The sequence below is a fragment of the Streptomyces sp. NBC_01808 genome (genome assembly GCF_035917395.1).
Classification (GTDB): domain Bacteria; phylum Actinomycetota; class Actinomycetes; order Streptomycetales; family Streptomycetaceae; genus Streptomyces.
In genome coordinates this window covers 3,896,447-3,907,288 of sequence record NZ_CP109072.1, presented here as the reverse complement: position 1 = coordinate 3,907,288, position 10,842 = coordinate 3,896,447, and the positions used below count along the sequence as shown (strand labels likewise).

Genomic DNA, 10,842 nt, shown 5'->3' with positions numbered 1-10,842 from the left:
ATCCCGCCGGGTGCGGTGGCGTAGAAGCACACCGCCCGGCGGAAGCGCCCCAACGCAACAAATCGCACGTACCTCCCAACGGCCCCCGGCCCTCCCCGCCGTACCTCTGCCACGGGCGAATCTGCCGCGGGCAAAGATCCCTCCCCTTCCGGCCGCCTCCGGCCGACGGTGGAAGCAAGGCAAGCAGCACCCGTCCATGAGGGAGGCACGATGACACCAGCGGCCCGCACCGCACTGACACCGCGCGCGGAAGAAGAGGACGCACCGCCCCCGTCGAGGTTCGACGACCACCTGGCCGCCCAACTCCTCGGCCAGCGCATCGTCCTCCTCGGCACCGAGGTCACCGACGCCTCCGCGAACCGCGTCTGCGCGCAGCTCCTCCTCCTGTCCGCCGAGGACCCGCGCACCGACATCGCGCTCTACGTCAACAGCCCCGGCGGCTCCGTCCACGCCGGACTCGCCATCTACGACACGATGCGGCTGATCCCCAACGACGTGGCGACGCTCGCCATGGGCTTCGCCGCCAGCATGGGGCAGTTCCTGCTCACGGTCGGCACGAAGGGCAAGCGCTTCGCGCTGCCGCACGCGCGCATCATGATGCACCAGCCCTCCGCGGGCATCGGCGGCAGCGCGGCCGACATCGAGATCCAGGCGGACAACCTCGCGTACAGCAAGACGCTGATGGAACGCCTCCTCGCCGAGCACACGGGCCAGGACCAGGCGACGATCTCGCGCGACGGCGACCGCGACCGGTGGTTCACGGCGGGGCAGGCGAAGGAGTACGGGATGGTGGACCAGGTCGTCGAGTCGCTGGCCGACATCCGCCCGGCAGGTTCGAAGCGACGGATGGGGCTGTGACCATGAGCCAGTACACGATCCCGAACGTGGTCGAGCGCACGGCGCACGGCGAGCGCGCGTACGACATCTACAGCCGGCTGCTCTCGGAACGGATCATCTTCCTCGGCACCGAGATCGACGACGGCGTCGCGAACGTCGTCATCGCCCAGCTCCTCCACCTGGAGTCGGCGAGCCCCGGCAGCGAGATCTCGATCTACATCAACTCGCCCGGCGGCTCGTACACCTCGCTGATGGCGATCTACGACACGATGACGTTCGTCGGCGCCCCCATCTCCACGTACTGCGTCGGGCAGGCGGCGTCCACCGCGGCGGTGCTGCTCGCGGGCGGGGAGAAGGGCCGCCGCTTCGTACTGGAACACGCGCGGGTCCTGCTGGGCCAGCCGGCGAGCGGCGTGCGGCGCGGCACGGTGTCCGACCTGAGCCTGGAGGCGAAGGAGATCCTGCGGATCCGGACGCAGATGGAGGAGGTGCTGGCGCGGCACACGGGCCACGAGGTGGCGACGCTGCGGGCGGACACGGACAGGGACAAGGTGTTCACCGCGCAGGACGCGGTGGCGTACGGCCTGGCGGACCAGGTGATCAGCAAGCGCCAGTTGTGAGGGGCCGGCACAGCGGGGACGCCCCGCTGTGCCGCCACTTCAGGCGGATCAGGCGGCGAGCCGCACGTCGCCGGGGCGCGAACGGGCGCTGGGCAGTTCGGTGACGGAGGAGAGCCCGGCGGGCCGCTCCCGGTCGTGTATGGCGGAGAGGCGGACGATCTCGCCGTGCACGAGCGCGAGCAGGTCGGCCAGCCGGAGCCCGAGCGCCTGCGCGGCGGCGGCGAGGACTTCGGACGAGGCTTCCTTCAGCCCGCGTTCGACCTCGGAGAGGTACGGCATGGAGATCCGCGCGGCGTCGGCGACGTCCTTCAACGTACGCTCCTGGGCCAGCCGCTCCCGCCGCAGCACACCCCCGACGACCTGCCGCCACAGCGGCTCGCGCCCGTCGGCCGCCTCGGGCGCGGGGGGACGCAGGGGGAGGACGCGGGCGGGGCGGTTCGGCGCGTGGTGGGTCACGGTCTCAGCCTAGGCGGGCGGGGCGAGGAGGGAAGGGGTGGGCGATCTGCCAACGGCAGAATCGCCGAAGGCGAACGGAGGGGGAGGCCCCGCACAGAAGAACCTCCGGGACCCGACTCCCAAGCAGCGACTCCGTGACTCCCCATTCCGGACTCACTGCCGCCCCTGAGCCTCCCGGGCCGCATCCTCGACCTTCCGCCGGTAGGACTCCCACCAGGCGCGATCGCCGTCCGGCATGTTGTCGTTGCCCTGCCGCATCCCGGCGGCGCCGTCGACCAGCTCGCGGACGATGTCGGCGTGCCCGGCGTGCCGGTGGGTCTCGGCGAGCATGTGGACGAGCACGCGGTGCAGCGACACCTCGGCCCCGTCCTCGGGCCAGTGCGGCACGCGCCCGAGGTCGTCCAGGGCGAACGCCTCGATCGTCGCGTCGGAGTGCGCGCAGGCGCGCTCGTAGAGATGGACGATGTCCTCGCGGGACTCGTCGGCGGTGGCCCACATGTCGACGTTGGGCACCTCGGCGTCCGGACCGTCGAGCCAGGGCACCGTCTCGCCGAAGGGGCGCCCGAAGGTGTCGCCGAAGTACGCGGTCTCGCAGCCGATCAGGTGCTTGACGAGCCCGAGCAGGTTGGTGGCGGTCGGCGTCAGCGGACGCCGTGCCTCGTACTCGGACAGCCCGTCGAGCTTCCAGAGCAGCGCTTCGCGCGCGGCCCGCAGATAGCGGTGGAGGTCCGCCTTGGGATCGGTGTCGGCCATGCCCACCAGCATCGCACTGCACCCGACCGCACGAGCGGAGGGCCACCACCCGCCCGCGCCGGGGCCGCCGCCCGTAGGATCGGGGGCATGTACTTCTTCCACCTGCGCTAGGCGCCGTCGGCGAGGCGAGGATCCCCCGTCGCCGACGAGGCGGGGCGGCGTGGCGCCGTCCCGGGCCTTGGCGTGGGAGAAGAACGGTCATCATGCGCGACGACGCACACTTCGTCGCTCGGTCCGCACGCGGTCTGGAACCGCAGTTGGCGGCCGAGATCCTGCAACGCGAACTGGGCAGCATCACCGCGGTCGGACACCGCTCCGTGCACTTCAGGGCCTGGCGCCCGTACGACACGGGGGTGACGGGGCTGCGGACGGCGGACGACGTGTTTCTGCTGGCGGCGAGGGGGAGGGACGTAGGAACGAGAAAATCAGGCGTCCCGGGACTGACAGAACTCGCCTCGAAAACTGACTCGGCGAGATTGATCCAGCACCGCAACACCCTGCTGGGGAACACCGTCAAACCCCCGGGGCTGGAGGTATCCGCATCCTTCCTGGGGAGGCGGAGCTTCAACAGGTACGACGTGGAGGACGCGGTCGGCAACGCACTGGCGGCGCGACTGAAGGTGCCGTACCACCCGCGCCGCACGAAGGGCGCACCCCCGCCGGACTACGCGTCGTGGCGCCTGACGCTGGACGGCACCGAGGCGACGCTGATGCTCCGCATCACCCCGCGCCCGCTCCACCGCCGCCCGTACAAGCAGGCGACGGTACGGGGAACACTGCACCCGCCGCTGGCGGCGGCGATGACGAGACTGGCGGACATCGGCCGGGGCCACACGGTCCTGGACCCGTGCTGCGGGGCGGGAACGGTGCTGATTGAGGCGGCACTGGCCCACCCGGAGGCGGGACAGTACCGGGGCTACGACATAGACGAGACCGCACTGAAGGCGGCAAGCGCGAACAAGAGAATGGCGGCGGCAGTCCGCATCCACCTCGAACGGGCAGACGCAGGCAGACTCCCCCTCCCGGACGGAACGGTCGACCGCATCGTGTGCAACCCCCCGTGGGGCACCCAGGTCGAGGCAAAGGCCCGCATGGCCAAGGCCCCCGCGGCCTGGTGGCGAGAACTCCACCGCCTCCTCACCCCCACCGGCACCGCAGTACTCCTCCTCCCCACCCCAACCCCCCTGCTCCCCGCCCTCCAAGCGGGCCTACTCCCCACCCACACCCAACGCATCCACCTCTCCGGCACCCCCACGTACCTGATCAAACTGGAACCCGGAAACCCGCGATGACACAACTCCTCCTCAGCACCAGCGGAGTGTTCGGCGAAGTCTCCGCCTTGTCGGCGTCGTTGGCCGCGCCCTTGTGAAGACCACGCACGGCGAAGGCCGTCCGAGGGTGAAACCAACCGATTCCGGTGGAGGTCATTCCAAGACAACAGCGACGGTCAAGAAGCGTCGGCCCGGCGCACGGAGGGATCTCCCCGCCGCAGGAGCCCCTGGGGCCGCTCCCTGCCCGGCCGCCGCTGCGCCTCCGCTACGCGGGGCCGCAGCCGCAACTGTGGCGGGGGATGAGGGTTGCGGTGGCCGGGGGCTCTTGCGTGGTGCCGTTGAGGAGGAGGTCTACGGCGCGTTGGGCCATGGCCCGTAGGGGTTGTTCCGTGGCCGTCAGGGCCGGGGCCGTGTACGCCGCGTCGGGTGTGCCGTCGAGGCTGACGACGGCCAGCCGTTCGGGTACGGGAACGCCGTGGGCCCTGGCCCCGGCGAGGACGCCGATGGCCTGTTCGTCCGTTGCCGTGACGAGCGCCGCGGGCATCGCGCCCTCGCCGATCAAGCACCCGGTCAGGTCGGCCGCCGCGGCACGCGCATACGCGCAGCGCAGCAGCAGCGGCGGCCGGGAGCCGCCGGCCCCTGTGACCGCCGCCTCCCATGCGGCCCGGCGCCGGCCGACGGGGCCGGCGTCCTGCGGTCCTGCGAGGAAGGCGACGTCGGCGTGTCCGTGTTCGCGCAGGTGCGCGACGGCCTGCCGGACCGCGGCATCGTTGTCCGCCGTCACCGCCGCGACCCCCACCCCTTCCGGCTGGTTGTGGACGTACACCGCCGGGACGCCGGCCCGTTCCGCCTCGGCCGTGACGTCCGCCCCGCCGTCCGCGGAGACAATGACCAGCCCGTCGACCTGGGCGGTGAGGAACCGTTCGGAGAGGTGCTTCTGCCGGTCGGGCGAGTACCCCGCGTTGCCGATCAGTGTCAGCTTCTCGTGCAGCTCAAGAGCCTGCTCGACGTGCCGGGCCAGTGCCCCGAAGTAGGGGTTGGAGGCGTCGGCAAGGATGAGCCCGACCACGCCGGTGGTGCGTGATCGCAGGGCGCGGGCGATGCGGTTGGGCCGGTAGCCGAGTTCTGCCGCGGCGGCGAGGACACGGTCGCGGGTGTCCGCCGCGACCGGCCGGGGGCCGTTGTTCATCACGTAGCTGACGACCGCGGTGGAGGTCCCGGCCGTGCGGGCCACGTCCGCCAGCGTCGGCGCCTTGGCTTCTCGTCTCGTCATAGGTCTTGCATCGTCTCATCTAAACGATTAGATATGAAGCGTGAACGGATTCTCTCCAGGCCGCGTGATGGCCGTCGGCTCGGTCAATCTCGACCGGATCCTGCGCTGTCCCGTCCTTCCCTCTCCGGGCGAAACGGTCCTGGTGGCCTCTCTTGCAGAGGGCTTCGGCGGAAAGGGCGCCAATCAGGCCGTGGCTGCCGCCACCATGGGGGCCGCCACGCATCTGGTGGCCAAGGTCGGCGGCGATGCCGACGGCCTCAAGGCACTGGCCGATCTGCGAAACGCCTCGGTCGACGTCGACACGGTGATCACCGACGTTTCCGCCCCGACCGGCCAGGCACTGGTCATGGTGGACCCGGACGGCGAGAACGGCATCGCCGTGATCAGCGGCGCCAACGCACTGCTCTCGGCCCGGGACGTCACCGACGCCCTGACGGTGCTCAGGCCGCATACGGCGGACGTGGTCCTCACCAGCGGCGAGGTCCCGCGTCCCTGCCTTCAGGCCGTCGCCGACCACCTCCCGCCGGGTACGCGCTGGGTGCACAACGCCGCCCCGGCCGGCGCCCTGCCCGTATGGTCCGACGACCGTCGGCCGGTGCTGGTGGTCAACGAAGTCGAGGCCCGGCAGCTCACCGGGGCCGACAACTCCCGATCCGCCGCCCGGATCCTGGGCCGGACGGCCTCCGGCGCGGTCGTCACCCTGGGCGGCGGCGGGGCACTGGTCGACCAGGGCGGGGAGTGCGAGCACCTCCCCGCCCCCACCGTGACCGTCATCGACACCACCGGCGCAGGAGACGTCTTCTGCGGCGTGCTTGCCGCGGAACTCGCCCATGGCCGCCCCCTCGTCGCCGCGGCGGCCGCCGCGACGGCCGCGGGCGCCTTCGCCGTCACCGCGCCCGGCGCCCGGGGCGCCCTCCCGCGCCCCCGCGACCTCGTCCGCATGCGGTCCCGCTGACCCACGGCACTTCCGCCACACCCACCCCACCCGTCATGAACGGAGCACGTCCATGCCCGCCCTGCCCCTGATCATCGACTCTGACACCGGGTCCGACGACGCGGTCGCGCTGCTGCTCGCCACCGCCAGCGGACTCGGCGACATCAGGGCGGTGACCACCGTGGCCGGCAATGTTCCCGTCGAGACCGGAACCCGCAACGCTCTCATCTCCCTGGAAACCGCGGGCCGCACCGACATCCCCGTCCACCCCGGCTGCGCCCGGCCGATGACGCGCACGCTGTCCAGCGCGCAGCACGTACACGGCCAGGACGGCATGGGCGACATCGGCCTGCCCGACCCCAGCGCATCCTGCAAGAGCACTCACGCGGTGGAGGTGCTGCTGTCCCACCCGCGCGAGAACCCCGGGGAGTTGACGCTGGTGACGCTCGCGCCGCTCACCAACATCGCTGCCGCTCTGCTGCGCGACCCGGACCTGTTCACCCGCTACCGGCACGTGTACTGCATGGCGGGCGCCGCCGACCTGCGCGGCAACATCTCCGCCACCGGCGAGTTCAACGTCTGGGCGGACCCCGAGGCCGCGAAGATCGTGACGCAGGCCGCCACGCCGGACAAGGTCACGTGGATCGGCTGGGACGTCTCCCGCAAGGACGCGGTCATGACCCCGGCCGACCAGCGGCACCTGGAGGACATCGGCACCCCGATGGCGACGTTCGCGCACCGCATCAACCGCACCGTGGCCGACTGGGCCCGCGACGTCACCGGGCTGGCCGGCTACGACCTGCCCGACCCCGTCGCCATGGCCGTGGCGCTCAAGCCCGACCTGATCACCGAGCAGGAGCAGACGTACGTCGACATCTCCGTCGCCGACGAGACCCGCGGCCAGATGATCATCGACCGGCGCGTGTCCGCCCCCGCCCCCAACCTCACCCTGGTCCGCCGCGTGGACGAGGCCGGGTTCAAGAAACTCCTCTTCGACACCGTCAGCACCCTCGCCCCGCCCGCACCCGCAGCCGCTCTCTGATCGGGACCACCTTCATGAGCACTCCTCCCGCGCCGATCCCGCGCTACGAACTCCACTGCCACCTCGACGGCTCCGTCCGCCCGGCCACCCTTGCCGACCTCGCCCGCGAACAGGGCATCACCCTGGACCGCCCGGTTGAGGACCTGGTCGTGGCCCCCGACCCCTGCGGCAGCCTGACCACGTACCTCACGTACCTCGACCTTCCCATCCGACTCCTGCAGACCCCGCACGCCCTCGCCCGGGCCGCCCGGGAACTGGTCGAGGACTGGAAGGCCGACGGTGTCGTCCACGGCGAGGTCCGCTTCGCCCCGCAGTTGCACGGCGATCAGGGCATGACCCTGGACGAGGCCGTGCGGGCCGTTGCCGAGGGGCTGGCACGCGGACGGGCCGACACGGGCGTGGCCACCGGGCTGCTGCTGTGCTGTCTGCGCCACCAGAGCCCGGACGAGAGTCTGGCCGTCGCCGAGACCGCCCTGCGGCAGCGCGATGTCGTCGCCGGACTCGACCTGGCCGGCGACGAGTCGCGGTACCCGGCCCTGCCGCACCGCGCCGCCTTCGACCTCGCCCACAGCGCGGGTCTGCCCTGCACCGTGCACGCCGGGGAGGGTGCGGCCGCGGGCCCCGAGAGCATGTGGGAGGCCATCGACGTCCTCGGCGCCCGCCGCATCGGCCACGGTGTGCGCTGCACGTCCGACAGCGCGCTCCTCGACCGGCTGCGTACGGACCGGATCGCGCTGGAGATGTGCCCCCTCAGCAACGTGGGGACCGGCGCCGTGTCCAGCCTCGCCGAGCACCCCGCCACCGTCCTGCTGACGGACGGACTGCCGGTCACCATCAGCACCGACATCCGCACCACCGCCGCCACCACCCTCCAGCGCGAATTCGACGCCCTGCGGGACACCAACGGCTGGACCGGCAAGCACGAATCCCTCGCCCAGGAAAACGCCGCCCGGGCCTCCTTCACCCTCCCAGCCGCCTGATCCAACGGCCGCGGTTGACGCCCACGGGAACCGTGGGCCGGGGACAGGAGACGAGCACCGGTGACGCCTGACGTCAATGATTCCCGGAGTAATCGACCACGGAGTCGGCCTCGGCCATGGTGGTGCCATGACCTCGGACATCCCCCACCCCGCTGACCTCCTGCGCGCCATGCCGTTCGCGGTGCGCCTGGGAATCGACCTCACCGAGGCGACCGCGGAGCGCGCGACCGGCACCCTGCCCTGGTCCTCCGGCCTGTGCACGGCCGGCGCGGCGCTCCACGGCGGTGCGCTGATAGCCCTCGCGGACACCGTCGGCGCCGTGTGCGCCTACCTGAATCTGCCGCAAGGAGCCGACACGTCCACCCTTGAGTCCAAGACCAACTTCTTCCGGCCGGTTCGCGCGGGCACCGCACAGGCAGTGGCACGTCCTCTGCACGTCGGGAGGTCCGTCATCGTCGTACAGACCGATGTGTTCGAGACGCAGGAGCGGGTGCTGGTGGGGCAGACGACGCAAACGCAGACGGTCATCACGGCCAGACGCGCGGCACCCCGCACGCAACAAGTCCCCGAGAACACGCCGGTCCCCGGGTGAGGAGAAGAGACGCACCCCATGTGCGGTGACCGAGCCGCTGCCGCCGAAGCCGGAGCTCAGGACCCGGCACCCTGGGCGTAAGCGGCGCTGCGCGGCGTACGGCTACGAACCGCGGGCCGTCGCTCTCGCCGGTGGACGCAACCGCAGGCGGGTCGCCAAGGAGCGTCGTCAGCTCCACCCCGAGACCGTTCGCCAGGGCGTGGAGTGTCGGGAGGCGTGCTGAGTGCTTCCGGCCCTGCTCAAGATGGCGGATCACGTCAACGGACACACCGGAGCGCTCGGCCAGAGCCTCTTGCGTCAGGGACGCCAGACGGCGGAGACGACGGAGGGTCCGTCCCAGGTCTTCGTTTGCCACGCTGTCACGGTACGCCCGGCCGGGGCCGCGATGAGCGTTGCTGTACGCCATGCAAAAGACCCTCTGGACGATCTCCAGGGGGCCTTTGAGCTGTGCGCGCTCGGCAGGATTCGAACCTGCAACCTTCTGATCCGTAGCTCTACAAGGATCGGGCACTTACGGTCGTACAGGCCGTCAGCGCGGCAGTGAGGGGCGTTGACGGGCGTAGTTGGTGGGGTAGTTGCTGTGCTTTGCTGCTGTACCGCAGCTCGTGGCGGACATCTGCATGTGAGGCTCAGAACACAGGGCGCTCTCAAGGGTGGCTGCTAGCGAGCATGAGCGAGTCCCCCAGCCCTGCCTACGGACCGGACCCGGCCGTGAGTCGTTTCTCCTGAGCACTCGCCTTCCGTGGCGCGGGCCGGTGGACCTGGTCGGAGCGGGGCGGAGAGAGGAGCAGCGGCCCGGGGAGCCTGGCCGCGCGGCGAGCGGTAGCGGGCCGCCTTGAAGTCGTAGAGAAGGTTGTGGCTTTGTTCCACGGGAGCGGATAGCGCCTGGACACGATATGGGGCAGCACCCGAAGCACTGCGGAAGTCGAACTGTCCATGGCTTCGGGCAGTGCGGGGCCCGTGCCGCGTTGGCAGGGGCCCCGCGGCGCAATCAGCAGAGGAGCGCCGGGACCTGCCCTCGAAGAGCAGCACCCTGGCCAGGATGGCTTATCGTCTGCTGATGGCCTGACAGCCCGGCCTCACTTCAGGTGCCGGGTGAAGAACCGGGCCGCGCCCTCCCCTGCGAACTGCGGGACGCCGGTGTGCCCGCCCATATTGGCGTGCAGGGACTTCTCCTTGGAGCCGAAGGCGTCGAACAGGTCCAGGGCCGCCTGCCGGTCGTTGCCTTCGTCGTCCCACTGCAGCAGGACGTGCAGCGGAATGGTGACCTGGCGGGCCTCCTCGAAGATGGCGCGAGGCACGAAGCTCCCGGCGAAGAGACCGGCGGCCACGATGCGCGGCTCGACCACCGCAAGCCGGATACCGATGGAGATCACTCCCCCCGAGTACCCGACCGGGCCGCCGATGTCGGGCAGCGACAGGAGGGCGTCGAGGGCTGCCTGCCATTCCGGGACCGCTTTGTCGACGAGCGGGAGGGTGAGGGCGTCGATGATCTCGTCGCTGACCGGCTCTCCTGCTTTCATGGCCCGGCGCAGGTCGGCGCGGGCCTGCTCGGCGGTGGCCCAACGGGGCCGGTCACCGCTCCCGGGGAGCTCGATGGTGGCCGCGGCGAAGCCGTCCGCCGCGGCGTGCTGGGCCCGCGCCACCAGTCGGGGGTACATCTTGTGCAGTCCGAGCGGGGGGTGGCCGAGCAGGATCAGCGGTGCCGGTGCGGATGCGGGCGTCCACAGGATGCCGGGGATGTCGCCGAGGACGAATTTGCGTTCGAGGAGATCGTCGAGGCGCTGTTCGGAAGTGAAGTGAAGGGCCATGGTCGTGCCTTTCGGGAGTGCGCTTGAACGGCGCTCCCGGACGACCTATCGCCCGACCGTGACCCCGGAGGAGAGCACCCACGTCGATACGTTCACGGGTACCACCTCCTCGTTCTCTCGCACGGCCTCCGCGAAGGTAGCAGCGGCCGTCGTTGACCGCCAATCGGTTTTTGCGCGGGCACCGTATGCAGAGCTACTTGGGGCCTCGTCGCGGCTTCCCGAGGCGAGGTCCTGCGACGGCGGGGCGCGCTGGGGCGCCGTCGTTTCTCATGA

The 10,842-nt window shown here is 71.1% G+C and carries 11 protein-coding genes and 1 pseudogene; 7 read left to right on the top strand and 5 right to left on the bottom strand.

The annotated features are described in order from the left end of the window. Positions 1-210 precede the first annotated feature (210 nt). Both OG946_RS16960 and OG946_RS16955 read left to right on the top strand, forming a co-directional pair. Positions 211-858, top strand: coding sequence for a ClpP family protease (locus OG946_RS16960; protein ID WP_326796931.1), 648 nt, complete (start codon positions 211-213; stop codon positions 856-858). A gap of 2 nt (positions 859-860) precedes the next feature. Then, entirely contained in the window at positions 861-1,457 is a 597-nt protein-coding gene (locus tag OG946_RS16955; RefSeq protein ID WP_326796930.1) for a ClpP family protease, read from the top strand. A gap of 48 nt (positions 1,458-1,505) precedes the next feature. Here OG946_RS16955 and OG946_RS16950 read toward each other — a convergent pair whose 3' ends face one another. Beyond that, the gene (locus tag OG946_RS16950) at positions 1,506-1,913 is read right to left on the bottom strand and encodes a helix-turn-helix domain-containing protein (RefSeq protein ID WP_326796929.1); all 408 of its coding nucleotides are present in this window, start codon (positions 1,911-1,913) and stop codon (positions 1,506-1,508) included. 153 nt (positions 1,914-2,066) lie between these two features. Continuing rightward, entirely contained in the window at positions 2,067-2,666 is a 600-nt protein-coding gene (locus tag OG946_RS16945; RefSeq protein ID WP_326796928.1) for a DinB family protein, read from the bottom strand. 203 nt (positions 2,667-2,869) lie between these two features. Between OG946_RS16945 and OG946_RS16940 the strand changes: the two genes are divergently transcribed. Then, positions 2,870-3,958 (top strand): methyltransferase domain-containing protein, encoded by a 1,089-nt coding sequence (locus OG946_RS16940; protein ID WP_326796927.1) that lies wholly within the window; start codon positions 2,870-2,872, stop codon positions 3,956-3,958. Between the two features lie 244 nt (positions 3,959-4,202). Here the strand turns inward: OG946_RS16940 and OG946_RS16935 are convergent, their stop codons facing one another. Then, entirely contained in the window at positions 4,203-5,210 is a 1,008-nt protein-coding gene (locus OG946_RS16935; protein WP_326796926.1) for a LacI family DNA-binding transcriptional regulator, read from the bottom strand. A 67-nt stretch (positions 5,211-5,277) separates the two neighbouring features. Here OG946_RS16935 and OG946_RS16930 point away from each other — a divergent pair, with 67 nt between their 5' ends. The 4 genes from OG946_RS16930 to OG946_RS16915 all read left to right on the top strand — a co-directional run bounded on the left by OG946_RS16930 (position 5,278) and on the right by OG946_RS16915 (position 8,758). Continuing rightward, on the top strand, positions 5,278-6,165 hold the full coding sequence (locus OG946_RS16930) for a ribokinase (RefSeq protein ID WP_326800277.1): 888 nt from the start codon (positions 5,278-5,280) through the stop codon (positions 6,163-6,165). Positions 6,166-6,217: 52 nt separating this feature from the next. Next, a complete protein-coding gene (locus OG946_RS16925; protein ID WP_326796925.1) occupies positions 6,218-7,186 on the top strand; it encodes a nucleoside hydrolase in 969 nt (322 codons plus the stop codon). 14 nt (positions 7,187-7,200) lie between these two features. After that, positions 7,201-8,166: an adenosine deaminase gene (gene add, locus OG946_RS16920; RefSeq protein WP_326796924.1), complete on the top strand. Its 966-nt coding sequence runs from the start codon at positions 7,201-7,203 to the stop codon at positions 8,164-8,166. A 127-nt stretch (positions 8,167-8,293) separates the two neighbouring features. Continuing rightward, positions 8,294-8,758 carry a PaaI family thioesterase gene (locus tag OG946_RS16915; protein ID WP_326796923.1) on the top strand — a complete coding sequence of 155 codons (465 nt, stop codon included), beginning with the start codon at positions 8,294-8,296 and terminating at the stop codon, positions 8,756-8,758. 37 nt (positions 8,759-8,795) lie between these two features. On the opposite strand, the pseudogene OG946_RS16910 reads toward OG946_RS16915, so the two are convergent. Then, positions 8,796-9,113, bottom strand: a pseudogene (locus OG946_RS16910) (helix-turn-helix domain-containing protein); the annotation flags it as partial. Between the two features lie 724 nt (positions 9,114-9,837). Next, the gene (locus OG946_RS16905; protein WP_326796922.1) at positions 9,838-10,569 is read right to left on the bottom strand and encodes an alpha/beta hydrolase; all 732 of its coding nucleotides are present in this window, start codon (positions 10,567-10,569) and stop codon (positions 9,838-9,840) included. Positions 10,570-10,842: the final 273 nt, after the last annotated feature.